The organism is Enterovibrio sp. FF113 (assembly GCF_041439165.1).
Classification (GTDB): Bacteria; Pseudomonadota; Gammaproteobacteria; order Enterobacterales; family Vibrionaceae; genus Enterovibrio; species Enterovibrio norvegicus_A.
Window position 1 is genome coordinate 13,420 of record NZ_JBGONO010000005.1, and the last position, 26,711, is coordinate 40,130.

Consider the following 26,711-nt stretch of genomic DNA (forward strand, 5'->3'; position numbering starts at 1 on the left):
TATTTTTATTTTTGCATGGGTGCTCAAGTAACCAAGGTTACTGCTCCCAATAAGCTTACTGATCCCAGTAAGGATCGAGGGCTAATCCGATTTGGCGAGATTGCATCATGGCATGAAGCAGTGATTCTTCTTTACGACGAAGCCATTTTTCGATCTGCGCTTTATCGTCCTCACTAAAATCTTCGTGTTCAGCAAGTTTACGAACCGGCTCAAGCAGTAAAATATCGTCAATGCCTTGCAGTAAATCCAGCCAAGGTAATCGGAAGGTTTCACGGTCTTCAGCATCATACAAAGCAGCCACACAGCAGCCAGACAGCAAGTTACGTGTCAAGCGAGGCTGTTGGTCTAAATAGCCAAACCTATCGAGTTCATTTTCAAGCGAAAACACACTCAGCAACTCATCACTTGATACTGCTAGCGAACGATTGGCGAAACTGCGAATAGGCTCTTCGAGCTTTTCGCGCGCTTTATCATCCAAGAACGGCTGCCAGCCTCGCGTCAAAATCCAACGACTAAGGTCAAGCAAGAGATTGCAGTATCGCGAAGAGTGAAGTAATTCCAGTACTTCTGCACGCTCAGGCAGTGCGTCGTAGCATTCCCCAAGCTTCGACAGCAACGGTTTTTGCACATTCAGCTTTCTCAGGAAATAGCCTTTGTCATCAACCAGGCGCTCAATCGCACGCGCTTCGTTGATCCAATCAAGCTCACCTTCCAGCCAATGCAATTCTTGACGCAACAAGGCACTGGCGCGACGAGGGATCAAACCGCCGTATAACACCAAGACTTGGCGGATAAGCGCCACAGCACTGCACATTTCAAAAATGGCATCTTGCTCAGGGCGCTCAACGTAAATTTGCTCGTGATAATGCCAATGCTCCAGCGCATGCTCTAGCGCCGTGACAAAAGCTTGTTCTGTCGACTCGGTGCCTTTCACATCAACGATCGACAGTGATTTAACGACATCGCCTTTATAGCCGGTTGCGAGACGGTATCCACGCGCAGCCTTGCTCAAGTTTCCTAGACGTAACCCACCGTTTTCGGCTAACTCACGCGCCAAGACAAACAAGGCATCAGTCTGACCGGATTTCAGTTCAATCTCGACTTCACAGATCGGGTCATAACCGCCATCTTTGGTGGTCACTTCGCCGCTATCGAACGCCAGTTCAACCTGACTACTGTCGGGCATGGCAAGTAACCATTGTTGGCGTTCGAAGTCCGTCGAGAATAAAGGAAATAAATTGGCGCTGAGGGCGTCGACGTCTAATCCGTCGGGCCAAGCATCGGCAGAAATTAGAGAGAGGTCAGGAACGGGCGATTCAAGTTCCGCATTGTATTCTGGTCGTTGGTGCAACCCCGCGACAACGCGGCCAGCAGTTTTTAGGGTTTGGACAAATACATCATCGTATCGTCGCACCCTCAAACCAATATCATGCTTGCGCAGCAAGAAATCCGGCGTGTCGTAGTAGATATTGCCAAGGTTGCGCTGACGTTGCTGCAATACCTTTAAATCAGTAATTTTGTCGCGAATTTGTCGTGAAAAATCGGGAGAGACAAAAAACTTTAACTCAATCTCAGTTTCCATAAAGGTACCTATAACCAATAGCAGAACAAGGATATGAGTAATTGGGCACTCGAGCAAGGGACTTTCATTGATCTGAAACGGTATCAATAAGAATGTGATTACGCTAACATTCGCGGCTTGTACACCATCGTGTAAAATTTAGTCTGCATCCAATTCAGACTTGATAGGTAGATACGGCTATGCCAGTAAATACAATCATGGGGCTATTCGCAAAGAGCCCTCTAAAACCTTTGCAACGTCACGTGAGCCGCGTCAATGACTGCTGTTCACTATTGGTTCCCTTCTTCGCAGCTTGCGAGCAAGGTGACTGGGTACGTGCAGAGGCTTTGCGCCACGAAATTTCGACGCTAGAAAAAGAAGCGGATGTCTTGAAGCGCGAAATTCGTCTTAAATTACCTCGTGGTCTTTTCCTCCCCGTAGACCGCACAGATATGCTTGATTTGCTGACTCAGCAAGACAAGCTAGCCAACCTCGCAAAAGACATTGCTGGTCGTGTAATCGGCCGACAACTTCAGGTTCCCTCCCTTCTTTACCCAGACTTTGTTGCGTATGTGCAGCGTTGTCTCGACGCCGCCGATCAGGCGCGCCGCGTTATTAGTGAACTGGATGAATTACTCGAAACTGGCTTTAAAGGACGTGAAGTAACGCTAGTGGAAGAGATGATCAACGAATTGGATGCCATCGAAGATGACACCGATACGATGCAAATTCATCTGCGTCAGCAACTGATGTCAGTCGAGGGTGAATACAACCCCGTTGATGTGATGTTCCTGTACAAGATCCTTGAATGGGTCGGCGAAATCGCCGATCAGGCACAACGTGTTGGCTCGCGCCTTGAGCTTATGCTTTCTCGTTCGTAGTGCAACGTTCACCGAACAAATAACAAGGTAAAACAATGGAAATCCTAGCGAATTACGGCACCATCATTATTTTGGTGGCCGCGGCTTTTGGTTTCATGATGGCGATTGGTATTGGTGCAAATGATGTCGCTAATGCCATGGGAACATCTGTTGGCTCGAAAGCGCTAACCGTTAAACAAGCAATCATCATTGCAATGATCTTCGAATTTGCAGGTGCATACCTCGCAGGTGGCGAAGTAACCGACACCATACGCAAAGGCGTCATAGACACCTCCTTGTACGCCAGTCAGCCTGAGGTACTTGTCTACGGCATGATGTCAGCATTGCTGGCAGCGGGTACTTGGCTGTTGCTTGCATCCTTTATGGGCTGGCCGGTATCAACCACGCACTCCATCATTGGCGCCATTATTGGTTTCGCCTGTGTCTCTGTTGGCGCACACGCCGTAGACTGGAGCTCAGTGCAAGGTATTGTGGGCAGTTGGCTTGTGACCCCGCTGATATCAGGTATTTTTGCTTACGTCATTTTCCTCAGTGCGCAGCGCCTGATTTTTGATACCGACCAACCGCTTATCAATGCCAAACGTTTTGTACCTGTTTACATGTTTATGACGGCAATGATCATCGCGATGGTTACCATCAAAAAAGGCCTCAAACATGTCGGTCTTCACCTAACAACAGGTGAAGCAGTGATGGTATCAATTGCGCTATCTGCATTGATCATGGCATTTGGTTATGTCTACATCAGCCGTAAATACAAGAACGACGACGTGGGTGCCAATGGTTACCAAGGCGTTGAACGCGTATTTAGCTTGCTGATGGTAGTGACGGCCTGTGCGATGGCATTTGCGCATGGTTCAAATGACGTTGCCAATGCGATTGGTCCTCTGTCTGCTATCGTTTCAACGGTTGAGAACATGGGTCAAATCTCAGAAACAACCCAAATTGCATGGTGGATTTTGCCACTGGGCGGTGTGGGTATCGTTGTTGGTTTGGCGACACTGGGCCACAAGGTCATGGCAACCGTGGGAACAGGCATTACCGAACTGACTCCAAGTCGTGGTTTCGCCGCGCAACTAGCAACCGCTTCAACCGTGGTTCTGGCATCAGGAACGGGTCTGCCAATCTCGACCACACAAACCCTAGTTGGTGCTGTGTTGGGTGTTGGTTTTGCGCGCGGTATTGGCGCATTGAACTTGGGCGTAGTGAGAAACATTGTTGCGTCTTGGGTCGTGACTTTGCCAGCAGGCGCACTGCTCGCCGTTATTTTCTTCTATATCATGGAAGCAATATTCGGTTTGTAAGCACCCTAAGAAAGGCATTTCCGTCACGTTTTTGTGCAGCGATGTCAGTCTTCGGTCAAAAAAGGGAGGTTATGCCTCCCTTTTGTTGTACCTAGACCCGAAAATTTTTTAGTATCTGATACCAATCGGATTAAATCTCTGCTCGATGATTGCGTCAGCAAGGGTGAGCAAAGCGTTAATCCGGCAGGTACAAAACAAACGACACTCACGAACAACCAAAGGAATACTCCGTGAAGCAACTTTTCTCTGCCCTGGCTATGCTGATGATGCTAGTGGTCCCTGCGGCAAACGCTCAGGACAACTTCATCTCTGACGAGCTTTTTACTTACATGCATTCTGGCCCGGGCTCACAATATCGCATCGTGGGTAGCGTAGATGCAGGTACAAAGATTACAGTTGTGGACCGTAACCGGAATGCGGGTTACAGCCAAGTGATTGATGACCGCGGCCGTAAAGGCTGGGTAGAAACCAAGTACGTCACCAACCAAGCGGGTTTAAAAACACGTTTACCTGCGCTGGAAAAAGAACTTTCCCAAGTAAAAGCAGCATTGGAAAGCGCACAAGGCGATACGGAAGCCAAAACCAAAGGCTTGATCACATCACTGGATCAGCGTAACGCTCAAGTGAAAGAGCTCGAGCAACACACCAGCGAACTGAATCAGAACTTGATCGACGCACAAACAGAAATTCGTGAACTACGTGCGCGTATCGATACGCAAAAAGACGACTTGTTGATGCGCTACTTCACTTATGGTGGCATTGTCGCTGGCGGTGGTCTGCTGTTCGGTTTGGTCTTACCTCACCTTATTCCGCGTCGTAAAAAGCGTAATAACGGTTGGGCGTAATCTCCTAAGCGATAGGCATGACGACAAAAAGCCGCATTTAATAATGCGGCTTTTTTTGGTTTTTCGGTGTCCCGTCCTAGAACCTGTTTATCCTAAGGCAAGCTCTTCCTAGGCTCTCAGCCACGTTTTCCATTTACCACGTCGTCAACGCAGGAATCGCAATCAAAGCATTCTCAAACTGCACAACAACCTGCTGTGGCTCTATACCACGAAGCAGCACGCCATCAGCGACCAGTTCACCTTCACGCGTTTCTTTGTTATTCACTTTGATCCAACGTGATTTAGCATTCGATGCGTAGATATGAGTTTGAAAGTCCATTTTGGGAAGGCGATTTAGCATGTCAGCAGAAAGATCGGCGATAGCCACCACATCAATATCATTCTGAATCCGCTGTAACTTCGCTTCCAATGTACGGGATTTATCGCTGCTCAAGGCCGTTTCTACTTTCAACGCCAATTCTGGCGAGAGCACCGATAAATCAAGATCATCCAGCGTGAGCTGATCTTTGTCGGCTTTAGACAGGTTAGATTTTTCAGTTTGTCTGCGTTCCGGTTTTGTGGCGGGCGCACTCGCTGGCACTGCTCTTGGTTCAACATACTCTGGCTCAGCAAAAACAGGCTCAGGGAGGGACTGTAGCGCCACATCGAACACATCAGACTCTGGCAATACCACAATGTCACCATCCGCAATCAGAGCTTGTTCAGACGGCGTTGCATTCACGCTGTTCACCAAAATTGGCCCCGGCATCTCAAGTACCCTATCCAACACCATAAAGGTCAGTGGCCCTGGAATGCCGTCGGCATCCAAGTCATTGCTACGCTGAAACTCACGCACTTTGCTTCGCTGCGCCAAACCAAATTGATTCGAAATAGGATCCGTGCTGCCGAGCACCAAATTCAAGCGCTGCTCAAGCCAGCGAACGCGTTCGCCACGTTGGCTTGAGGTAATCGCAGAGGGGTTCCCCAGAGGTGGACGCCATAAAATAAGTGCCTCACCGTTCCACATTTGTTTAAGAAACGCCTCACTGACCAAAACTCGGCGGTCACCTGCGAGTAACTCATATTGCTTGTTGCCCTTGCTAAAGAGCACGGCAAACCATGTACTCCCCTCAGGCCCATTCATGGCAAGAACCGCAGGACGGTCGATCGTCAGCAGTTGATCAAACGGTAATTTACTCTTGTAACAAGCAAGTTCACCACGCACTTGTTTTGAACAACTCGCCGCCAATACATCAGCATCAAAGCCCCACAGCTTGTAAAGCGCTTGCATGGCAGAACCAGCACTCAGGCTTTCGTCCACCAGCGCCGAGAATGTCATGGTTTCAGGCTGTGTTGAGCCAGTGTTCGCTGGCGGTTCAACCACACGGTTCGTTACCGTTGCGGGCGCAGGTTGTGATTCGATCACCGTAACAGCCTCAACCACAGGCTCTGCCACAATGACAGCAGCAGGCGGAAGGCTTGTAGCCGTACTCGCCGCCACAGGCGGTGACACATCACCCGCGCCGCCACTCAGGCCAATACGAATAGCGATAGCGAGTAGCGCCGCTCCACCAATTGCCCCTGCGTAATACGGCCAGTAGCGACTCACTGAACGTTGCGTATTGTGGCCAAAGGCTGGCTTACTGGCGTCTTGCCAATCGAGAACATCACGGCAGGCTTGTGACGCAATGTCTTTGTTTACACGTTGTTTGGATTCTCTAAAAGCCAGCTTCAAAGACTGATCACAGACCACATTAATCAAACGCGGCACACCGCCAGTTTCTTTGGCGATCAGCTTCACGGCCGATACTTCAAACAAAGGCTCGAGCCCACCAGCACAACTGATACGGTGAGTAATGTATTGATGCACTTCATCTGGCGTTAGCGGCATAAGGTGATAACGCGCGGTAATACGTTGCGCGAGCTGACGCAGGTTAGGCTGACGCAGCATTTGTTGCAGTTCAGGCTGCCCGATCAAAATCACTTTGAGCAGTTTGCGGTAAGAGGTTTCGATGTTAGTGAGTAGACGAAGCTGTTCAAGTACATCCGGCATCAGATGCTGCGCTTCATCCACCAGCAAAATGGTTTGAATACCTTTGGACTCATTGTTAAACAACTTGTCGGCAATGGCATCATACAAGCGCTTAAAACTGTCGTCTTCGCGGTATTCCAGCCCGAGTTCATCACACAGTGATTGCAGCAGTTCAAGCACCGACACGCTGGGGTTGAGAATGGTCGCCACTTGCGTTTTCTCAGGCAAGCGCTCGAGCATCGCTTTCATGGTGGTGGTTTTTCCGGTGCCTACTTCTCCGGTCAATAACGCCAACCCACCCCCGTCTTCGATACCAGAAAGGACATGACTCAACGCTTCTTTATGGCGTTCACTCAAGAAGTAGAATTTAGGGTTTGGCACGATCGCAAACGGTGATTCGGTAAGCCGGAAAAAATCTTGATACATGAAAGTTCTCTGTGTCCTCAATCGCGTTTGATTGGCACGTCACGGTATCGTGCTGCCCCAACCATGTAAAGGCTATCACTCGGTGTGACAGGTGAATCGAGGGCGGGTTCGCAGCTTTTACACACTAATACGACATACCACGCCCGCAGAGACCTGCATCTTGAGGTTGTTTGGGTATATCATAATGACATTATTGCTTAAATTTCGGATATTCATGTGAAAACCTACCTCGTTGGCGGTGCCGTAAGAGACAAGCTGTTAGGGCTTAATGTCGCAGACAAAGACTGGGTGGTTGTTGGGGCTGACATCAACACCATGCTGGATGCAGGCTATCAGCAAGTGGGCGCAGACTTTCCTGTCTTCTTGCACCCTAAATCTCATGAAGAACATGCCCTCGCCCGTACCGAACGTAAATCCGGTTCGGGTTACACAGGCTTTGTGTGCGATTTCGCCCCGAATGTCACACTGGAAGAAGATTTGGCGCGTCGCGACCTCACCATCAATGCCATTGCGCAAGCGAAAGACGGCACGCTAATTGACCCTTATGACGGACAAGGTGATCTCGCGGATCGCGTCTTGCGTCATGTCTCCCCCGCTTTTGTCGAAGACCCGCTTCGAGTGTTGCGAGTGGCGCGTTTTGCGGCGCGATTCCATCATCTCGGTTTTGCGGTAGCGGACGAGACGATGGCACTCATGAACACCATGGTTAAAAGCGGTGAGCTGAGCGCCCTGACGCCAGAACGCGTATGGAAAGAATGGGAGAAATCCTTGTTCACCGCTCATCCTGAAGTATTTTTGCGTGTACTTCGCGACTGCGGTGCGCTTGCCGTGGTGCTGCCAGAAATCGATGCGTTGTTTGGCATCCCCCAACCTGAACAGTGGCACCCAGAAATTGATACGGGCATTCATACCTTAATGGTCGCTGAGCAAGCAGCACAGCTGACCGCAGACCCCGTGATCCGTTTTGCGGCGCAGGTGCACGACCTAGGGAAAGCGCTCACACCCAAAGAAGAATGGCCAAGCCACAAACTCCACACCAAGCTTGGATTAAAACCCGTCAAAGCGCTGTGTGAGCGTATACGCGTACCGAATACCTATCGTGATGCGGGTTTATTGGTCTGCGCTGAACACACCAACGTGCATAACGCGGGCGAGCTAAAAGCCGCGACCTTCATTAAGATATTTGACCGAAACGATTGCTGGCGAAAGCCCGAAAAAGTGCCGCAACTTGCCATCGGCAGCCAAGCCGATCATCAAGGACGAACGGGGTTTGAAGATCGCCCCTATCCGCAAGCTACCTTGTTGCTAGGCACGTTTGAGGCGGCATTAAGCGTGGAAGTGAAACACATCGTAGCGGCAGGATTTCAAGGGCCGTTAATTCGCGAGGAATTGACGCGCCAACGTATTGAAGCGGTGAAAGGGTTTCTTGCCGAGGCAAGGCCGGAGAAGCCGGAGTAATAATCAAGGTCCTAGGGTCCTAAAGAAAACATTGCCCCGAAATAAGAGACTAAAAAAGCGGCTTCTGATAACAGAGCCGCTTTTTTCTTTTCTAGGATCTAGGATCTAGGACCTAGGTCCTAGGTCCTGATCTTAACCCTTAGCGCGTCGCAAGAAACGCCATCAAACCTAGCCCCAGCGCAATGCGGTAAATCACAAACGGCTTCATGCCCATGGTGGTCACCAGTTTCAAGAACCAATGAATACAAATGTAAGCGCTGACAAACGACACCGCCACACCCACCATGATAGGTGCCCACATAACCGGCACATCACTTTTCACTAGCCCTAAACCAAGGTAGCTACCCGCCAACACAATGATCGGGATAGACATCAGAAACGAGAAACGCGCCGCCGCTTCACGGGTATAACCCAAGTAAAGCGCCATGGTCATGGTTGCACCAGAACGAGACGTACCCGGGATCATTGCTAGCGCTTGCGATAGGCCAATCAACAATGCAGATTTAGGCGTGGTTTTGTACTCATCAATTTCGCACTTGGCGTTGTTGTCCACCCACCACAGTAGCAAGCCGAAAACGATACACGTCACCGCAATCACCCACGCCGAACGCAGATAAATTTCGATGATGTCTTTCATTAACAAACCGAAGATACAGGCAGGGATCGTCGCCAGCGCAATCATCCACGCAAGCGTTGCATCAGATGAACGCTCACCTTTGAAAATTGAGCGGAAAAATGCACCGAGCAATTGCGTCACTTCCTTGCGGAAATACCCCACAACAGCCAGTAACGTACCAACGTGAACCGCAACATCAAAGGCTAAGCCTTGATCCTGCCAGCCAAGAATTTCAGAAGGGAGAATAAGGTGCGCAGAGCTCGACACGGGAAGAAATTCTGTCAGGCCCTGAATTAAAGCCAGCGCAAAGGCTTCAAACATGCTCATAGTGGTTAGTCACTTATTATTGGTTATCAAAAGAAATGAATTACAACGAAAAATCGGTTACCGGCCAAAGAGGTTGTTCATCACTGAACGCGTCCCAGGCTTGTTGGTAAGTTTGCGTGTCACCGGGAATGACCTGATCCGGGCAAAGCTCTGCCAATGGCCAAAGGGTAAACGCAAATTTGTAAACATCCTTCCTTGGCAACACAGGTCCAGAAGGCTGAGATAGCTCGCCGTAAGTCAGCAAATCAATATCAAGCGTACGGTCACGGAACTTAATTGCATCGCGTTCACGTCCCCAGCGAGATTCGATTTCACGCAGCGCAGCCATGATGTCTTCGAGGCTTAAATCGGTATGAAGTTCAACCACAAGGTTGTAAAAGTTCGGGCCTTCGAAGCCAACAGGAACGGCTTCGAAAATGCGAGAGCTGCGACAGTTTGGGTCAAGAGTCTTGAGCGCCGCCATGCCTTCCGCAATATGGTGCTCACGTTCAATGTTCGACCCAACACTTACCAGAACCTGAATCACCGCACGCCTCGCTCAATCACAACGCCGACGGTACGCGCTTGTGGCACCGCGCCAGGCTTGCTCACTTTCACCCGCACCCAAGGCACGGAGAATTGCGTTTGAATAAGAGTCGCAATTTCTTCAGCCACACGCTCAACCAGCAGAAAACGACCGTTTTCGACCAAATCAAGAATCGCGCCGCTAACAGAAGAGTAATCTAGGGCAAAAGCAACATCATCACTGCTAGCAGCAGGTTTGTTGTCATGCGCCATTTCAATATCAAACACCAGTTTTTGTTTGATTTGCTGTTCCCAGTCGTACACACCAATGGTGGTAATGACTTCCAGCTGCTCAATAAATACTAAATCCATGTTCACTCAAAAAATTCAGAGGTCGGATACCTATTATGCGCAAAAGCACGTAACATCGGTCAACCAGCGCCTAACTCGCGGTGCTGCACATACACAAAATCTCTAAATAATTGGATACTTTGTGTCTGTTGCGCGAACTATAGCAAGTTCTCGCCGCCCTAGCGAATGTTCAACGTGGATGAAAAAATGACCGCACTCGGAATGCTAATGATTGTTGCTGCCTACCTACTGGGGTCGATATCCAGTGCAGTGTTGATCTGTCGGCTTTACGGTCTGCCAGACCCACGAGAGCAAGGTTCAGGCAACCCCGGCGCCACCAATGTATTCCGCTTAGGTGGGCGTTTCGCTGCCGCCTTGGTCCTGCTGTGCGACATGCTCAAAGGCACCATTCCCGTCTGGATCAGTTACCTTATCGGCATCAACCCTTTCATGCTTGGCTTGATTGGTATCGCCGCCTGTCTTGGGCATATCTACCCCATCTTCTTCCACTTTCGCGGTGGCAAAGGCGTTGCAACCGCCTTAGGTGCAATCGCACCTATTGGTTTAGACCTCACAGGGATGATGCTTGGCACATGGTTGGCCACATTATTACTGACCGGATACTCATCCGTTGGCGCACTCATCGCATCTTTGTTCGCGCCGTTGTTCACTTGGATGGTCAAACCGCAATTCACCATGCCTGTCGCCATGCTGTCGTGTCTCATTATTTTCCGTCATCAGGAAAACATTAAGCGACTATTGAACGGCACAGAGCAAAAAGTGTGGAATAAGAAGAAAAAATCGAAAGAAGAAGAGCAACAAGAAGAACAAGAGGGGTAGAGCAGATCTTAAGTTCTAGGTTCTAGGTTCGAGAAGACAATATCCCGAACGTTAGGTATAAAAAAGCGGCGCTGTTAAACAGTCGCCGCTTTTTTTGGTTTTGCTCTTCCTAGAACCCGCTCTTAAACCTCAACCGACTTAAGCTGATCAATCGGCCAACGCGGGAAGGCTTTCACGCCCAAATCGTTGTGCTCGCCGTTTTTCAGACGCTGCATACCCGCATAAGCAATCATGGCACCGTTGTCAGTGCAAAACTCAGTTCGTGGGTAATACACCTCACCGCCGATAGAATCTGCCAACGCTTCCAACTTCACACGCAGATGACGGTTAGCACTCACACCGCCCGCAATCACAATGCGCTTCATACCGCTCAGTTTCAACGCACGCTTGCACTTGATCACCAAGGTATCGACCACTGCATCTTCAAATGCACGTGCGATATCCGCGCGAGTCTGATCGTCATTATCATTAGCAGAAATCGTATTGGCCGCGAACGTTTTCAAGCCAGAGAAGCTCATGTCCAAACCCGGTACGTTTGTCATCGGACGCGGGAAGGTAAAACGGCTACTGTCGCCCTTTTCTGCCAGCTTAGAAAGCAACGGTCCGCCTGGGTAATCAAGGCCCATTAGCTTAGCGGTTTTATCAAACGCTTCACCCGCAGCATCATCAATCGATTCGCCAAGGATTTTGTACTCACCAATGGCTTTTACTTCCACCAATAAGGTATGCCCGCCAGAAACCAACAGTGCGACAAACGGAAACGGAGGAGGGTTATCTTCCAGCATTGGCGCCAGTAAGTGCCCTTCCATATGGTGAACTGCCACAGCCGGCAAATCCCACGCATACGCAAGACTACGACCAATGGTAGCACCAACCAGCAACGCGCCCACCAAGCCAGGGCCCGCCGTGTATGCCACGCCATCCAGATCTTGAGGCGTTAACCCCGCCTCTTCTAGCGTCGCTTTGATCAGTGGAATCGTCTTCTTCACATGATCACGAGAAGCAAGCTCAGGCACCACGCCGCCGTAGTCAGCGTGCACTTCTACTTGGCTATATAACTGATGTGCCAGAAGCCCTTTTTCATCATCATAAATCGCAACGCCAGTCTCATCGCACGATGTCTCGATGCCTAGAATTCGCATAACACCTCAGCTCACTTCGTTTATATTCAATCTGTCTTCTCAAAAACAGGCCGCAATATTACATGGGCGCGATCAAATTCACCAGTTATGCTTTACAAGCACCCGCAGATCGGATTAGAATTCCGCACCATTTTTAAACAAAGCTGGTCATTTTTTGTCTCCAGCGATTAACGAACAACCCCTGAGGTGAAAGGCACATGCCAGTAGTTAAAGTACGTGAAAACGAACCATTCGACGTAGCACTGCGTCGCTTCAAGCGCTCTTGTGAAAAAGCAGGTATTCTTTCTGAAGTTCGCCGTCGTGAGCACTTCGAAAAGCCAACTACCGTTCGCAAACGCGCTAAGGCTGCCGCTGTTAAGCGTCACCTGAAGAAGCTGGCTCGCGAGAACGCTCGCCGCGTTCGCCTGTACTAATTACGATTAATACAGGATTGTGATATGGAATTGATTACTCGCATTAAGAGTGAGCAAATAGTAGCGATGAAGGCGAAAGATAAACTTCGCCTTGGCACTATTCGTTTGATGATATCTGCAATTAGACAACAAGAAATCGACGGTCAGAAAACACTGACTGACGACGAAGTGTTGGCAGTCATCGTCAAGATGGTTAAGCAACGTCGTGACTCCGTATCGCAATATCAGTCAGCAGGTCGTGATGACCTTGCTGATGTGGAATTGGCTGAAATCTCCGTCTTAGAAGAATTCATGCCACAACCACTCAGCGACGACGAAGTGGATGCAATGGTAAAAGATGCCATTGCAGCCTCTGGTGCGAGCTCCATGCAAGACATGGGCAAGATCATGGCCATCCTGAAACCTCAAGTTCAGGGCCGCGCTGACATGGGTAAAATCAGCCAATTGGTTAAATCCAATCTGGCATAAGGTTTTTACCTAACCTGCAAACAAGCCGTGCTATCCAATTTTGGAGTGCGCGGCTTGTTCGTATCTTCTCGTTAGTAAATACTGTTCCTGTTTTCTGACTAGAACATACTGAATTCACTCACGTTCCCGTATTCAAAAAACGCACATAGGTTTATGGCAGGAAAAATCCCACGCTCATTTATTGACGATCTACTTGCCCGACTAGACATTGTCGAGCTCATAGACGCGCGGGTAAAATTAAAAAAGCAGGGTAAAAACTACGGTGCCTGCTGCCCTTTCCATAACGAAAAAACCCCCTCATTCACGGTGAGTCAGGAAAAACAGTTCTACCACTGCTTCGGTTGTGGCGTACACGGCAATGCCATTGATTTTGTGATGGAATTTGACCGTCTTGAATTTGTTGAAGCGATTGAAGAACTGGCCTCACAGCTTGGTTTAGATGTCCCCCGTGAACAGAGTGATGGTGGCGCCCCAAAAGGCCCTTATGCGCGTAGCGATCAAAAACGCGACCTGTACCAGATGATGGGGCAAATCGCCCAATTTTATCAGGGTGGGCTGCGTAGCGAAGCGGGACAAACAGCTATCGATTACCTTAAAGGCCGCGGCCTATCGGGGGAAATCGTACAAAAATTTGGCATTGGCTATGTCGCCGACGAGTGGGATCAAGTTCGCACACGCTTTGGCAAAGACAATGCGAGTCAGCAAGCGCTGGTATCAACGGGCATGTTGATCGAAAACGATAATGGACGCCGCTATGACCGCTTTCGCGGTCGAGTCATGTTCCCCATTCGTGATCGACGTGGCCGAGTGATCGGCTTTGGTGGTCGAGTATTAGGCGACGGTACGCCCAAATACCTCAACTCCCCAGAAACGCCCATTTTCCATAAAGGGCGAGAGTTATACGGTCTTTACGAAGTGCTACAAGCGCATCGCGAACCGAAACAACTTCTGGTGGTCGAAGGGTATATGGACGTGGTGGCGTTGGCACAATTTGATGTCGACTATGCTGTTGCCTCACTCGGTACAGCCACCACCGCAGAACACATGCAAACCCTGTATCGACAAACATCGAACGTGGTTTGTTGTTATGATGGTGACCGCGCCGGACGCGATGCTGCATGGCGCGCCATGGAGCAAGCATTACCGCACTTAGTTGATGGTCGTCAGTTGAAGTTCATGTTTTTGCCCGACGGCGAAGACCCGGATTCCATGGTTAGACAGGAAGGCAAAGAAGGTTTTGAACAACGCATGGCGAAAGCCATGTCGCTATCAGAATTCTTGTTCTCCACCCTAATGGAACAAGTGGACAGCAGCAGTCAGGAAGGCAAAGCCAAACTGACCACGTTAGCCGTACCACTGATCGACAAAGTTCCGGGAGGCACATTGCGCCTCTACTTACGGAATACACTAGGGCAAAGGCTCGGTCTTCCTGATGAACAGCAGCTTGAAAAACTGCTCAGCAAACAAGGGCAAGCGCAAACACGCAAGCCACTACCAGAAATGAAACGCACGCCGATGCGTGAAGTCATTACACTGTTATTACAGAATCCTGGGTTTGTTGAATCTGTGCCACCACTTGATGGCGTGGAAGCGCTGGGGATACCCGGCATAAATTTATTCACGACTATGCTTGAACTTTGCCGTCATCGTCCCAATATTACGACAGGACAGCTGCTCGAACATTGGCGTGGCTCAGATCAAGAAGCATTGTTGGCCAAACTGGCCAGTTGGGAACTTCCCATTAATGAAGACAATGCATTAGATGTATTTTTAGACTCACTGGACAGAATATTGGCTCAGTGTGTCGCGCAACAAATAGACAAATTACAGGCTCGAGACAGAAGCATCGGCTTATCAGCTGAAGAGAGACGGGAATTATGGCAGTTACTTCAAAGCCGTCCCGACTAGAAAGTAGTCAGAACCATTGTAATTTGCTAGAATTGGCGGTTTGCGTTCCCGCATACTAAATTCTTCACTCAGACCCGAAGTTGGATATCGTCTATGGATCAAAATCCGCAGTCACAGCTAAAGTTGCTTGTCGCAAAAGGTAAGGAACAAGGCTATCTAACCTATGCAGAAGTAAACGACCATCTACCAGAAGACATTGTCGATTCCGATCAGATTGAAGATATTATTCAGATGATCAACGACATGGGCATTCAGGTGGTGGAAACTGCTCCTGATGCCGATGAGCTAATGATGACTGAAACTGTAGCTGACGAAGATGCCGTCGAAGCCGCAGCAGCAGCATTATCTAGCGTTGAATCTGAAATCGGCCGTACGACAGACCCTGTCCGCATGTATATGCGTGAAATGGGTACGGTAGAACTGCTTACCCGCGAAGGCGAAATCGACATCGCCAAACGCATCGAAGATGGTATCAACCAAGCACAGGTTTCGGTTGCCGAATATCCTGGCTCAATTGCATACCTGCTAGACCAATTCGATAAAGTTGAAGCTGAAGAGCTTCGTCTCACAGACATCATTTCTGGCTTTGTAGACCCAAGCCAAGACGACATCGCACCGACAGCAACACACATCGGTTCAGAGCTGACAAAAGAGCAGCTTGAAGATGAAGATAAAAATGACGACGATGACGACGAAGAAGAAGAAGACACTGGCATTGATCCAGAGCTAGCGCGCGAGAAGTTCAATGAACTGCGCATTGCTTATGACACAATGCAAGTTGCTATCAACAAAAACGGACGTTTCCACAAAGACACGGCAGAATCAGTTGCCGAGCTGTCTGAAACGTTTAAACAGTTCCGTCTAATCCCGAAACAGTTCGATCGCCTGGTTAAAGAAATGCGCGGCACAATGGATCGCGTACGTACACAAGAGCGCCTTGTTATGCGCCTGTGTGTTGACCAAGCTAAAATGCCTAAGAAAACCTTCGTACAGCTATTTAGCGGCAACGAATCTTCTGACAACTGGCTGGATGCAGCACTCGCGTCAGAAAAACCGTTCGTTGATCGCCTTAAGCAATACGAAGAAGATCTTCGTCGCAGTGTTCAAAAGCTGAAAATCATCGAAGATGAAACCGGCTTGAACGTAGAGCGTATCAAAGACATCAGCCGTCGCATGTCAATCGGTGAAGCGAAAGCACGCCGTGCGAAAAAAGAGATGGTTGAAGCGAACTTACGTCTGGTTATTTCGATTGCTAAGAAATACACCAACCGTGGCCTGCAATTCTTGGATCTAATCCAAGAAGGTAACATCGGCCTAATGAAAGCGGTAGATAAGTTCGAATACCGTCGTGGTTACAAGTTCTCGACGTACGCAACATGGTGGATCCGTCAGGCAATCACACGTTCAATTGCTGATCAGGCGCGTACTATTCGTATCCCTGTTCACATGATTGAAACCATCAACAAACTGAACCGTATCTCACGTCAGATGCTTCAGGAGATGGGTCGTGAGCCACTGCCAGAAGAACTGGCAGAGCGCATGCAAATGCCAGAAGACAAGATCCGCAAAGTGCTGAAGATCGCCAAAGAGCCAATCTCCATGGAAACACCAATCGGTGATGATGAAGATTCGCATCTGGGTGACTTTATCGAGGATACTACCCTCGAGCTGCCAATGGATTCAGCGACAATGAACAACCTACGCATGGCAACCAGCGAAGTACTTGCTGGCCTAACGCCACGTGAAGCGAAAGTTCTGCGTATGCGTTTCGGTATCGACATGAATACCGATCACACGCTGGAAGAAGTCGGCAAACAGTTTGACGTAACGCGTGAGCGTATCCGTCAGATTGAAGCGAAAGCACTGCGTAAACTGCGTCACCCAAGCCGCTCAGAAGTTCTGCGCAGCTTCTTGGATGAATAATCCACGCGGTTAAAAACAGTAAAAATGAGAAGGCGAGCACAGCTCGCCTTTTTCATATCCAAGATTTGGTTTAAGTGGCTAAAATCCATACTGATTAGGGTATGGTTGCGTCTAGACACCTCGCTCCCCTTCCCCTATAATCATTCGCCTACATGGCCCCTTAGCTCAGTGGTTAGAGCACTCGACTCATAATCGATTGGTCCCCAGTTCAAGTCTGGGAGGGGCCACCATATACAGAAAGGCCTGAGCGGTTAGTAACCACTCAGGCCTTTCGCATTTTTTAGTTCTGTGTAGCACCTGTGTAGCAGATTTGGCCAAATTCACTCTTCCTTTCTCTCTATAACTAGATAAAAGAAACGAAGTCTCTATTGTGAGACAATCACTACATCCAGCCTACTTATTTGAAAGCCTGTCCCATAATGCCGATAAAAACACTAAGCACTGAATTTGTAACACTAGAGCAGCTCTACGTTGCTTACAGAAAGGCAAAGCAAGAATCGTTTTATGAGACTTCAAATATAAGCTCAATCGCTTATTCTGAGTACGAAGAAAACCTAGAACATAACCTAACATCTCTTCTTGAACGGCTAGTAAGTGCTGAGACTGAGTGGTTTACAGATATCGAATTTATCGGAGGGTATCTATATATACCTAAATCTCTTGATGACGAGAAATGGGCGGACGGTGAGACTGTACATTTTAGGTCAGTAGACCCTTCATCTGACTGGAAAAAACGCTTTCAAGATTCACGAAAAAAGTTAGATGCCGAATACCGACTGATAATAAGACCGACAATCGACTATCAGGTAGTTTCTGCTTTATGGATCCTTAAAGTTGGTCATAAGTTAGAAGCCAAACTTGACAAGAGCCTAGCCTATGGAAACCGTCTCAGAAGGGTATATCAAAAAAATACTGAATCTTACGAACCTAACGTGGATTCTATCGGCCTGTTCCAACCCTATTACTCCGCGTATAAAAGCTGGAGAGAGAATGGATTAGATACCATGCGGACTCTTGTCAAAAAAGGAGAGACCGTCACCGCCATCACTATGGATTTAACCAGCTTCTATCACAATGTTTCCCCAAACTTCTTAGTAAGGCCTTCATTCCTTGCAGCTTTAGATGTCAATCTAAACTCTGACGAAATGACCTTCACGCGCCATCTAGTGAACTCGATCAACTATTGGTACGAATCGACTCCTGACTACCAGAAACGGTCAGAAGGAGCATTACCAGTTGGCTTATCAGCTTCTAAGGTAATTTCAAACATTCTTCTGTTTGAGTTAGACCTACAAATCTCTGATGGGCTAAAGACTGCATATTATGGGCGATATGTTGACGACATATTCATGGTCTTTATATCAAACAACATCGATGCCAATGGAAACAAGATACTTTCACACATAAGAGATAACGTAGATTCTTTAGTAATTAATCAGTCAAAAGATAAAAAGCCTAGTTTACGCTTAAAACTAAGATATGCAGCCGATTCACATTTAGAGTTCAAACCTGAAAAGCAGAAAATATTTAGCTTATCGTCTAAACATGGACTTGATCTGATAAATCAAATTTCTGACCAGATTCGAGCACAATCAAGTGAACATAGATTGCTTGCTGAGGTTCCAAGTACAGCTGGCCGTATGGCAGAGAAAGCGTTACTGGCGTCTTCAGATGCATCTCTGATAACCGATGCTTTACGAAAGGCTGATGGGTTATCCGTTAAGAGACTTGGCTTTTCCTTGCTTTTGAGAGACATACAAACTTATACATCTAACCTTTCACCTAAAAACTGGGAAAACACTCGTGAAGAGTTCTATGGATTAGTAGAGCGATATTTATTAACACCTAAAGGTTTATTTGATCTTTATGGCTACATACCAAGAGTTTTTAGAGTCGTGATTGAAAATCAAGACTACGAGCATGCAAACCGATTTATTAATAAGCTTAAAGAGTGCATTCTCCTAATAGAAGAAACAACAAAAATAAAAGGATTCAATCAAAAAAAATTAAACTTACTAAAGGAGTATCTAAGTGAAAGCTTAATTGAAACATCTATAAAATCTGCAAGTGAGAAAAAAACACAAAGAATAGACCTTTTGACAGAATGCGTGAAAAAAGCATATGAAATTAGAGGAAGTAGTTCTGAATCCATAAATGAGAACTACGTAACCATAATGAGTGAAAAGTTACTCATGGCTGATTTGGCAACTCGGGCTTATAAAGATTACTGGTATTACTCGGACAACAAAGAAATGCCTGCTTTCAATGCGTACAATAATCTAAGCGAATATTCTAAACGTGTTCTTAGACTAAAAGATATAGAGGATTTTTTAGTTCTATCCAATAAAAAAAATGCACACTGGAAAGCGTTCTCATTCCCCACCAGACCACTCAGCGCCTCTGAAATAGCTTTAACTTGCCAAGATACACTAAAAGACTCCAGCCTACTAAAAAAATCAATTAGGGCAATCAGAGGAGCAAGAGTCACAAGTAAGTCAGATCTTGGCTATGACCCTTCAGAAGATATATATGACGTTAAAATCCCAAAATCAATGAAAGAGTCTGTATTCATAGCCCTAACTAACTTTGAAATGACGAATGATCAGTACAATGGAGCACTAAATAATAATCCAGATAGAAGCATCGAGCGTTACGAAAGTGTCAACAGGCTAATAAACTCAATACTGAGAAGTCAAAATAAGATAAATTATGTTGTTTTCCCAGAATGCTCACTACCACGAAAGTGGGCGCTAAATATAGCAAGAAAACTAGCGTCAAATGGAATATCCTTAATTTGTGGAATAGAATATCACTCATTGCAAAATGGATTTATACGCAATGACTGCTTAGTTTCTTTGACTACTTATTGGCCAGGGTATAATACAAGCTTTTTGTTTACTCAACCTAAAATATTACCAGCTCATGATGAGAAAAGAGCGCTGGATAGTAAAAAGCTTCACCTTTACAAACCTAAGGGACATAAGGAATCTCTACCCATATACAAACACGGTGAATTTCACTTCGGAATTATAATATGCAGCGACTTAACCAATCCTGCTAACAGGCTTCACTTCCAAGGAAAGCTAGATACTTTATTTGTATTAGCTTGGAATAAGGACATTAACACATTTAGCTTTCTTGTCGATAGTGCTGCACATGACATTCATACTTATGTTGTCCAAGTTAACAACAGAGCATATGGAGATAGCAGAGTTAGAGCTCCGTATAAAGAAGCACACCTTCGTGACATAGTTAGATTGAAAGGGGGTGTAGAGGACTACTTTGTGGTCGCAGAAATAGAGTATATAAACTTGAGAAAGTTCCATAATGAAGATAACAATGGGATATTCAAACCGGTTCCAATTGGCTTCACTTGCTCATCAACAAGAAAAATAGCAACAACTAAAAATGAAAAGGTAACATCATGACAGAATTTTACTTCCACTTTAGTGAAATGGTTAAAAACCCTAGCATTTGGTCTTCGCTTCTTGATTCAACAGCAAAGGTAGTATCCATTTTAACCTTTTTTATCGCAGCTGCTGCTGCAATTACTGCGTACTATCAGTTAAAGCTATCAAGAAGGCAAAATAGCGGTAACTTCTATAAAGAATACCTAAACCTTTGTTCTAATAACTTGTCATATGCAAAGGGGATAAAACCACCCAAAACAGAACAAATAGATAGAGAAGGCTATTGGTGGTTTGTTTCTAAAATGCTTTTTATTTTTGAGCAAGTCCTACTTGAAAGTTCAAATGATGAACAATGGAAAAACACAATCCTACATCAACTAAAAAAACACAAAAAACATCTATCTACCTCAGGTACAGTTGAGAGAAATGAATGGGAGCCTGAGCTAACGACACTGATCAAACTGGCATTAAAAGACGAATAATACAGTTATTCACAGAACTCCAAGTAAAAGCACATTTGCCACTAGGACAAATGCCACTCGTTGACGCGGGTGATGATGGTCTTCCCACCTGCTGAGATACCTTTGAGTACCTTTAAAAGCTCCTCGTCGCTATACATGGAGCTTTTCACCTCTCCCGTCGCGTAATCCACACTGAGTTCGTAATGTGGCGCTATGGCTTGTTCTGTGCGTTTACAGAACACACCGCCCATTAATGCCGTGTAGGATTTCCAACAGCCGTTATCTGCGGCTTCGTGAATATCTGTGACTAACTTGCTTTCGCCCATCATTTCTTTAAGGCGGCGCAGTTCGCGCCATACCGTGACTGAACAACCGCCGAGTTGCTGAAACTGGCGAATGCTCCAACAGGCCGCCCACGCTTCCACCCTTGCCGCTGCGCATTTTGGGTCTTCACCGTAAACGCCTGATTCAAGGTTTTCGCCGTCGATGTTCTTTGAAATGTATTTAGCGATGTAGCCCGTTGCCGAACCCTTGTTAGGGTCAATCTTCACTTCGGTGAAACGGTGTCGATCTGCGCCTGCTTCGTCGCCATCTTCGCGCAAGTTGTATTCACGCATGGTATCTATCAACACGTCATAGTGCCTTGGCTCAACAAACAACAATAAGTGCCAATGCGGTGTGCCGTCGTGTTGCGGCTCCACGACGCGAAAACCATAGAAACGCACCTCTTCACGTTGAAGTTTGGCGCGAATGAGTTTCCAAATGTCGTTAAGGTAGGCTTGCGCTTCGGCGGGTGTGTAACCGCCCCACTTTGGGTTTTCGTCGCCAGTGGTGGCGTAACTGCGGTGATACTTTGACGGGCAAGTCAGCGTTAAAAATGTCGCAGAATGGCCGAGTTCGTTAGCAAGGTCTTCAAAGCCACGCGCACGAACCATCAATTCCATTTTGCGGATTTTCGGGTCAGAGACGCCCTTTTGTGAAAGCTCCAACAGGCTAAAGCTTTGGCCTAGTTGGTTAGTGGCTATCGTGTTCTCAAGGTAACGTGCTTGGTGAAACTTTTGAGCGGTTCTGGCATCGAGCGTTTCATCTGAACAGTAAATCGCTTTCACACGGCTGACTTGGTTCAAATGGCGCATCACGGTTTCAATGTTCTTGCGCAGTGCCTTGCGAAGTCTACGCAGCCACCATGATTTATCAGAAAGTCGTCTTAACCTCCCCTCTAACGTGTATTTGTTTTCATCTGGCGGCTCAAAACCAAAGCTCAGGCAAAGCGCATGAAGGGCACTAATCGTTTCGTCTTCTGCGCCATATAAAGTGCGACGGATAGATAACGCGGCATCAACCAGCGCTTCGGCTTCTTCACGCAGTTCATCTTCTGAAATATTGAGATTGAGCTTTTCAGGGGAAACGGTCAGCTTCGAAACAAGGCTATCAACCGTTTCACGAAGGTCAGTATTGCGGGTGAAAGCGTCTGAAATGGCGATATAGCGTTTAAAGAGAATGTGTTGCGCTTTCGGCGGCAAACGGCAAAGCCGTTCTTCCACGAACGGCCTGTCGAATCTATCCAGTGTTTCGTATTCTTCCTCAGTGATTGGAGACATCAATCGCCCTCCCTTCCTGAGTCAGTTCAAACACGTAACGCTTAACCCCATATGGGTGAATCGTTCGGTAACTGATCAGCCCTTCACGGAAAAGCTTAAAAACGGTGCGGTGATTCAGCTTGATGTTGAATCCGCGAGAACCGATAAAAGAGGTTTGATTAACACGATAATCAGCACACTGTTCAAACCAATGCCCGTCTTGCATGGCTTTGATGATGCTAGTTAGGTATGGATTTAGCTTAAGCATGCACACCCCCATCACATACGAGTTGGGTGTACTTGCGTTGGTTATCGAGCCATTGGTCGAGATCTTCTTTTAGGTAACGGACTGCGCGACCAATCTTAATAAATGGCGGTGCTTCGGTGCGATTCTGGCGGTGGCCTTCCATGCGTGATTGACGCAGAAAGGAACGGCTCATGCCGATATAGGCGGAAGTCTCTTGCTCTGTGTATGCACGTTTCTGGGTGTTGTCTGATTGCATTTGGGTATCTCCTGATGTGTGTTAGGAGATACCGTAAGTGTCCCGATCGCGTCGGGAAGATAATCGGGAAGATGGTCGGGAAGGTTTTTAACTTTTCGCTTTTCTTACCTCTGAAAGCAAGTTTTGAAAGGTTTTATATTTGGTAATTCGCACTGTGTCTTGCTGACCAAACCATTCGATTTCATCATTGTTCATCGTGCTAATCAGGCTATCCACATCAATCTGTTTGGCATCGGTTTGATGATCCCGTTTGATTAGGTTCCAGACGGTTCGCGCATTGGCTTCAACATTGCCAATAATCGCCTTGTTGATCATGATTTTGATGGGATGAATTTCAATATCGCTGGGATTTACAATAGTTTGGCTTTGAAGCGCATTTTGATTGGTATCTAGACCAAATACTTTGTGAACCGATACCAAATCAAAGCGAAGCTGATGTGCATGCAAATATATGCTTTGAGACGCAATAACTTGCCTTTTTGTGCCTCCAATCGCTTGAAACAGATTGCTAAGGGCTTCCCTACTCTCTTGGGCACTGCGCTTTCGCTTAGGTAAGAGGGTTCTTTCTAATGTTCCTCTCCAATCGTCTATCTGTTCAATCGACACATAAGCGCTGACGGCGCATTCTGGTTTGGTAAAGTTTTTGACATGATCAAACCGTTCAGTGCTGATATTTGGATAAGCCGACTCAACCGAACGCCAGTTTTCAATCTTATCTGGCTCTAGAACCACAACATGAGACACAGTTGCCTTTCCATCGCTAAGTAACTTTTTCGCCACATCAAGACCTAGCCGAGCGACGCCCTTGTAATCAAACACATTGGCGAGCGTTTTCGGTTCATGAAAGTAACCAAGGCTTTTACCTTCAATCAATGCACATAAGGTTAACTTGTCGTTGTCGATGGCATCTAACAACTGGCCTTTGGTTAACGGCGTCACATCGGATATTTCGTCTAATCTGAAAAATCGCCTGTTGTCTTTCATATACTCCCAAGCCTTTAGACTTCCCTTCGCCTTATCATCGGTTATCGTTCGGCTTCGAAGCCGACATAACACAATGCCTCATAACGTTATGTTCCTAAACGTATAACCTAACGACAAGCGATCTGGCTCGTATTCTCGTAACGTTACATAACGAGAAAGCGCATTTAGTGAACCAACAGGTATAGTTCGTTACATAACGTTATGTTGGGATGATGGTTGGCGATTTGGGACGTGTCGGCGGTCGAAATAGCCTTTAGGCTAGGCAAGCCGAACGCACAAGCCTTTAGGCTTACCCGTTTCGGCTGGAAGCCTAGTTTTTATGCGGCTTCGTCGGCTACCTAACCGAACAAGTGCTATAACCGTGCTTGTTTAGAAGCCTAGTGTTCATACGGCTTCGTCGGTTAACTAACCGAAATGGTAAATATTCAGGTTACAATCTATTCGTAACCAATGCGCTCTTTGTAAAGAGTTCCACCAAAAATGCGCCCATGATGAAGCTTCCTAACTTCTAAATCAGCACCATCAGGTTTAAAGTTAATAAGTGAGTAGCAATTGACTATTCCATCAATTCTTCGTCCATGATGAACAGATGTGCTGCCACTAGAAACTACTGTCACAGGTTTTTTATCGCGGTCATCCACACTAAACTTCTTATCAAATTTGATCAAAGCAGGTGTATGTTGATGCCCATGAATTGCTAATTTCACTCCAACTTCAGATGCTGTATCCAATAAAATAGTCGCATCCAGCGTCATAGATATTTTTTCGGACAAATGCTCTACAGGATTAATTGGTAATAAATGATGATGTAATGCCATCATTTTAAATGTTCTTGGTTCACTTATTTTCTGTAGTGCCCTCAGAGCGGTTAAGCCTCGATCACCAACATATCCGTACTCGGTGAACTTTGTACTAGAAACCTTGCATGAGTTGAGCGTACATAAAGCAACATCTACATTCTTAAGTTTCAATATTTCGACTGTATCGATCGGAGAATCGATCAGTTTTTTATTCAACTGCTGAATAAATGCCCTATACGACGTTTCATGCTCATACTCAATCTGACTTTCATATTGTTGAACCGGAGGAACTACACCCCCGTCAATTCTATGAAAGTCGTGATTACCAGGACAGACTATAACCTGCTCTTTTTTTAGTCCGAAGAAATCCCTAAGCTTTTTAAAAAACAAATTAATCTCAGACTTAACTGAGTCTGACCAATTCGCTTTTGTAGTTAGATCCCCCGTAACTAAAATAGCAGCTATCTCATTTCTAAGCCCCAAACCTTCAATATCTGAGCATATAGCTTCACTTAACTTACACTTATCACCAGTATATATATCTAAAGACGACTCCATACCAAAAGCGTAATCATCACCAAAATGTAAATCTGAGAACTGTAAAATAACACTTCGATCTTTGGCATCAATTTTCTTAATACTTTCACCCAGCTCTTTTTTCCGACCAACTAACTGAATAAGTGTGTGTTCGCCAAATTCACTACCAATGGAAAAATCATAATCGCATTCTTTTATTTCCGTAAAACGGAACCAACCTGCAACTTTATCTCTGTTACCTCTATAGTATTCAGGAATAAAAATAGCATCTTCACTTGGTATCCCCTCCAAAGAAGCTCTAGCCACAACACCTATATGACATTTTTTTTCGTCATTATTAAAAATATAGATTTCATCACCATATTCTAATGATGAAAAAGTATCAGAGCACACATCCTCAAAAGCTTTTTTCCACCACCCCCAATAAACAGAACCAATACTGCCAATTAGAGATTGATGTTCTTCAATCGTATCAACCCCAACATTTCTAAATCTTATCGCTAGCTTTGGTGAACCCATTCAATGACTCTCTCATAAGGTTTTTTTGGCAAATTCCATTGACCTAGACTTGTAAAATCGCCTGAAAAATCGCTATTATCGCTACTAACACCAAGCACTTTTTGGATAAATACGATCGCATCAGAAGTGCCATTGATAATACCTACTTCATTATCCGAACTCCAAATATTGATCAATTCTCTTCCTATAGCCCGCTTACTAACAGAAGGCCAATTCCACCCATTAGCATCATGGTGTTTCTCCAAGGAGACATCACCACCAGTATACTTATCAATCCTTACAGCCAACTGGTAATTATTAATTATAAACCTATGCCAAATTTCACTCCCATCAATAGTAGGGTGTAGTTCTGGTAACTTATCAGGCCTAATGACTACCAAGTCTCCTTTTCGCCATTCTTTTTCATCTGGAATAATATTAGTAACTTGAGAAGCCTTATGTTCAAATCTAGGCATTTCGTAGGTCAAGAATCCAAGGTGAGTCTCATAGCTTGCCCACTCATCAAGCCAGTCAAATAGTTTTTCTCGTTCTTCAACAGCTGAAGGCCTTGTTTCTTCAGGCCACAATGACAAATAAATCACACCTCTATACGCACATGACTGCGCAGCCCAACTTACCCAACGAAACATTTCAGGTAAATACCAAGGTGGATCCAAGTAAATGCAATCAAAAGATTCCATTAGAGGAGCATTAATATTTACATCTTTTAATAAATGATTTTTAACAGACTGGGCAGGTTGTCTATCGACCAATAAAGTCTTAACATTTTTTCCCTCAGCTAGTTCAACTATTGATGGGCTGCCAATAGCTAACAAGCTCATACTGGGCTTGGAAAGCTCAACTAACCTAGTAACAGTATCTTCATTATATCGCCAATCAAAATCTAGCGGATGTGGGTCTGGCTTCATTAACTCTCCTTCATTTTTTCAATGATCAGCCAAG

The 26,711-nt window shown here is 46.3% G+C and carries 22 protein-coding genes, 1 tRNA gene and 1 pseudogene; 12 read left to right on the forward strand and 12 right to left on the reverse strand.

The genetic code is table 11. The features are described 5' to 3' along the window. Positions 1–55: 55 nt before the first annotated feature. On the reverse strand, positions 56–1,582 hold the full coding sequence (locus ACED36_RS05075; protein ID WP_371732875.1) for a CYTH domain-containing protein: 1,527 nt from the start codon (positions 1,580–1,582) through the stop codon (positions 56–58). Between the two features lie 179 nt (positions 1,583–1,761). Here ACED36_RS05075 and ACED36_RS05080 point away from each other — a divergent pair, with 179 nt between their 5' ends. From ACED36_RS05080 to ACED36_RS05090, 3 genes are all read left to right on the forward strand, one after another. Next, a complete protein-coding gene (locus ACED36_RS05080) occupies positions 1,762–2,442 on the forward strand; it encodes a TIGR00153 family protein (RefSeq protein ID WP_016958964.1) in 681 nt (226 codons plus the stop codon). A 35-nt stretch (positions 2,443–2,477) separates the two neighbouring features. After that, the gene (locus ACED36_RS05085; RefSeq protein ID WP_016958965.1) at positions 2,478–3,743 is read left to right on the forward strand and encodes an inorganic phosphate transporter; all 1,266 of its coding nucleotides are present in this window, start codon (positions 2,478–2,480) and stop codon (positions 3,741–3,743) included. 230 nt (positions 3,744–3,973) lie between these two features. Continuing rightward, a complete protein-coding gene (locus ACED36_RS05090) occupies positions 3,974–4,588 on the forward strand; it encodes a TIGR04211 family SH3 domain-containing protein (RefSeq protein ID WP_016958966.1) in 615 nt (204 codons plus the stop codon). A 133-nt stretch (positions 4,589–4,721) separates the two neighbouring features. Here ACED36_RS05090 and ACED36_RS05095 read toward each other — a convergent pair whose 3' ends face one another. Continuing rightward, positions 4,722–7,025 (reverse strand): AAA family ATPase, encoded by a 2,304-nt coding sequence (locus tag ACED36_RS05095; RefSeq protein WP_371732876.1) that lies wholly within the window; start codon positions 7,023–7,025, stop codon positions 4,722–4,724. A 216-nt stretch (positions 7,026–7,241) separates the two neighbouring features. On the opposite strand from ACED36_RS05095, the gene ACED36_RS05100 reads away from it, so the two are divergent. Then, the gene (locus ACED36_RS05100) at positions 7,242–8,483 is read left to right on the forward strand and encodes a multifunctional CCA addition/repair protein (RefSeq protein WP_017005140.1); all 1,242 of its coding nucleotides are present in this window, start codon (positions 7,242–7,244) and stop codon (positions 8,481–8,483) included. Between the two features lie 139 nt (positions 8,484–8,622). Here the strand turns inward: ACED36_RS05100 and ACED36_RS05105 are convergent, their stop codons facing one another. The 3 genes from ACED36_RS05105 to folB are packed head-to-tail and all read right to left on the reverse strand — an operon-like array spanning position 8,623 to position 10,302. Further along, entirely contained in the window at positions 8,623–9,426 is an 804-nt protein-coding gene (locus ACED36_RS05105) for an undecaprenyl-diphosphate phosphatase (protein WP_017005141.1), read from the reverse strand. A gap of 40 nt (positions 9,427–9,466) precedes the next feature. Then, positions 9,467–9,952 carry a 2-amino-4-hydroxy-6-hydroxymethyldihydropteridine diphosphokinase gene (gene folK / locus ACED36_RS05110; RefSeq protein ID WP_017005142.1) on the reverse strand — a complete coding sequence of 162 codons (486 nt, stop codon included), beginning with the start codon at positions 9,950–9,952 and terminating at the stop codon, positions 9,467–9,469. Further along, positions 9,949–10,302: a dihydroneopterin aldolase gene (gene folB, locus ACED36_RS05115; protein WP_017005143.1), complete on the reverse strand. Its 354-nt coding sequence runs from the start codon at positions 10,300–10,302 to the stop codon at positions 9,949–9,951. Before folB ends, folK begins: the two co-directional genes overlap by 4 nt. 186 nt (positions 10,303–10,488) lie before the next feature. Between folB and plsY the strand changes: the two genes are divergently transcribed. Further along, complete coding sequence (gene plsY / locus ACED36_RS05120) at positions 10,489–11,121, forward strand: glycerol-3-phosphate 1-O-acyltransferase PlsY (RefSeq protein ID WP_026024095.1); 633 nt, start codon at positions 10,489–10,491, stop codon at positions 11,119–11,121. Positions 11,122–11,243: 122 nt separating this feature from the next. Here the strand turns inward: plsY and tsaD are convergent, their stop codons facing one another. Beyond that, entirely contained in the window at positions 11,244–12,263 is a 1,020-nt protein-coding gene (gene tsaD, locus ACED36_RS05125) for a tRNA (adenosine(37)-N6)-threonylcarbamoyltransferase complex transferase subunit TsaD (protein ID WP_017005144.1), read from the reverse strand. Between the two features lie 197 nt (positions 12,264–12,460). On the opposite strand from tsaD, the gene rpsU reads away from it, so the two are divergent. From rpsU to ACED36_RS05160, 7 genes and pseudogenes are all read left to right on the forward strand, one after another. Further along, positions 12,461–12,676, forward strand: a complete 216-nt coding sequence (rpsU, locus tag ACED36_RS05130; RefSeq protein ID WP_002537656.1) for a 30S ribosomal protein S21 — start codon at positions 12,461–12,463, stop codon at positions 12,674–12,676. A gap of 24 nt (positions 12,677–12,700) precedes the next feature. After that, positions 12,701–13,144 (forward strand): GatB/YqeY domain-containing protein, encoded by a 444-nt coding sequence (locus tag ACED36_RS05135; RefSeq protein WP_017005145.1) that lies wholly within the window; start codon positions 12,701–12,703, stop codon positions 13,142–13,144. A 153-nt stretch (positions 13,145–13,297) separates the two neighbouring features. After that, positions 13,298–15,052, forward strand: coding sequence for a DNA primase (dnaG, locus tag ACED36_RS05140; protein ID WP_016958975.1), 1,755 nt, complete (start codon positions 13,298–13,300; stop codon positions 15,050–15,052). 81 nt (positions 15,053–15,133) lie between these two features. After that, a pseudogene (rpoD, locus tag ACED36_RS05145) lies at positions 15,134–16,975 on the forward strand (RNA polymerase sigma factor RpoD); the annotation flags it as partial. Between the two features lie 154 nt (positions 16,976–17,129). Further along, positions 17,130–17,205 (forward strand) — tRNA-Ile (locus tag ACED36_RS05150). Between the two features lie 189 nt (positions 17,206–17,394). After that, positions 17,395–20,403, forward strand: a complete 3,009-nt coding sequence (locus ACED36_RS05155) for an RNA-directed DNA polymerase (protein WP_371732877.1) — start codon at positions 17,395–17,397, stop codon at positions 20,401–20,403. Beyond that, a complete protein-coding gene (locus tag ACED36_RS05160) occupies positions 20,400–20,867 on the forward strand; it encodes a hypothetical protein (protein WP_371732878.1) in 468 nt (155 codons plus the stop codon). Before ACED36_RS05155 ends, ACED36_RS05160 begins: the two co-directional genes overlap by 4 nt. Positions 20,868–20,908: 41 nt before the next feature. On the opposite strand, the gene ACED36_RS05165 is transcribed toward ACED36_RS05160, so the two are convergent. From ACED36_RS05165 to ACED36_RS05190, 6 genes are all read right to left on the reverse strand, one after another. Further along, positions 20,909–22,447 (reverse strand): replication endonuclease, encoded by a 1,539-nt coding sequence (locus ACED36_RS05165; RefSeq protein ID WP_371732879.1) that lies wholly within the window; start codon positions 22,445–22,447, stop codon positions 20,909–20,911. Continuing rightward, entirely contained in the window at positions 22,431–22,694 is a 264-nt protein-coding gene (locus tag ACED36_RS05170; RefSeq protein WP_371732880.1) for a hypothetical protein, read from the reverse strand. The genes ACED36_RS05165 and ACED36_RS05170 overlap by 17 nt, the downstream gene beginning before the upstream one ends. Beyond that, positions 22,687–22,929, reverse strand: coding sequence for a helix-turn-helix transcriptional regulator (locus tag ACED36_RS05175; protein ID WP_371732881.1), 243 nt, complete (start codon positions 22,927–22,929; stop codon positions 22,687–22,689). Before ACED36_RS05175 ends, ACED36_RS05170 begins: the two co-directional genes overlap by 8 nt. 87 nt (positions 22,930–23,016) lie before the next feature. Then, positions 23,017–23,913, reverse strand: coding sequence for a hypothetical protein (locus ACED36_RS05180; RefSeq protein ID WP_371732882.1), 897 nt, complete (start codon positions 23,911–23,913; stop codon positions 23,017–23,019). Positions 23,914–24,350: 437 nt separating this feature from the next. After that, the gene (locus tag ACED36_RS05185; protein WP_371732883.1) at positions 24,351–25,769 is read right to left on the reverse strand and encodes a metallophosphoesterase; all 1,419 of its coding nucleotides are present in this window, start codon (positions 25,767–25,769) and stop codon (positions 24,351–24,353) included. Then, a complete protein-coding gene (locus tag ACED36_RS05190; protein WP_371732884.1) occupies positions 25,751–26,677 on the reverse strand; it encodes a hypothetical protein in 927 nt (308 codons plus the stop codon). The genes ACED36_RS05185 and ACED36_RS05190 overlap by 19 nt, the downstream gene beginning before the upstream one ends. Between the last annotated feature and the right edge of the window lie 34 nt (positions 26,678–26,711).

Bases quoted from the DNA above. Each gene is read 5' to 3' on its own strand.
- ACED36_RS05075 (WP_371732875.1), bottom strand. From the start codon at position 1,582: ATGGAAACTGAGATTGAGTTAAAGTTTTTTGTCTCTCCCGATTTTTCA.
- ACED36_RS05080 (WP_016958964.1), top strand. From the start codon at position 1,762: ATGCCAGTAAATACAATCATGGGGCTATTCGCAAAGAGCCCTCTAAAA.
- ACED36_RS05085 (WP_016958965.1), top strand. From the start codon at position 2,478: ATGGAAATCCTAGCGAATTACGGCACCATCATTATTTTGGTGGCCGCG.
- ACED36_RS05095 (WP_371732876.1), bottom strand. From the start codon at position 7,025: ATGTATCAAGATTTTTTCCGGCTTACCGAATCACCGTTTGCGATCGTG.
- ACED36_RS05105 (WP_017005141.1), bottom strand. From the start codon at position 9,426: ATGAGCATGTTTGAAGCCTTTGCGCTGGCTTTAATTCAGGGCCTGACA.
- folB (WP_017005143.1), bottom strand. From the start codon at position 10,302: ATGGATTTAGTATTTATTGAGCAGCTGGAAGTCATTACCACCATTGGT.
- plsY (WP_026024095.1), top strand. From the start codon at position 10,489: ATGACCGCACTCGGAATGCTAATGATTGTTGCTGCCTACCTACTGGGG.
- tsaD (WP_017005144.1), bottom strand. From the start codon at position 12,263: ATGCGAATTCTAGGCATCGAGACATCGTGCGATGAGACTGGCGTTGCG.
- rpsU (WP_002537656.1), top strand. From the start codon at position 12,461: ATGCCAGTAGTTAAAGTACGTGAAAACGAACCATTCGACGTAGCACTG.
- ACED36_RS05135 (WP_017005145.1), top strand. From the start codon at position 12,701: ATGGAATTGATTACTCGCATTAAGAGTGAGCAAATAGTAGCGATGAAG.
- dnaG (WP_016958975.1), top strand. From the start codon at position 13,298: ATGGCAGGAAAAATCCCACGCTCATTTATTGACGATCTACTTGCCCGA.
- ACED36_RS05155 (WP_371732877.1), top strand. From the start codon at position 17,395: ATGCCGATAAAAACACTAAGCACTGAATTTGTAACACTAGAGCAGCTC.
- ACED36_RS05160 (WP_371732878.1), top strand. From the start codon at position 20,400: ATGACAGAATTTTACTTCCACTTTAGTGAAATGGTTAAAAACCCTAGC.
- ACED36_RS05165 (WP_371732879.1), bottom strand. From the start codon at position 22,447: ATGTCTCCAATCACTGAGGAAGAATACGAAACACTGGATAGATTCGAC.
- ACED36_RS05170 (WP_371732880.1), bottom strand. From the start codon at position 22,694: ATGCTTAAGCTAAATCCATACCTAACTAGCATCATCAAAGCCATGCAA.
- ACED36_RS05175 (WP_371732881.1), bottom strand. From the start codon at position 22,929: ATGCAATCAGACAACACCCAGAAACGTGCATACACAGAGCAAGAGACT.
- ACED36_RS05180 (WP_371732882.1), bottom strand. From the start codon at position 23,913: ATGAAAGACAACAGGCGATTTTTCAGATTAGACGAAATATCCGATGTG.
- ACED36_RS05185 (WP_371732883.1), bottom strand. From the start codon at position 25,769: ATGGGTTCACCAAAGCTAGCGATAAGATTTAGAAATGTTGGGGTTGAT.
- ACED36_RS05190 (WP_371732884.1), bottom strand. From the start codon at position 26,677: ATGAAGCCAGACCCACATCCGCTAGATTTTGATTGGCGATATAATGAA.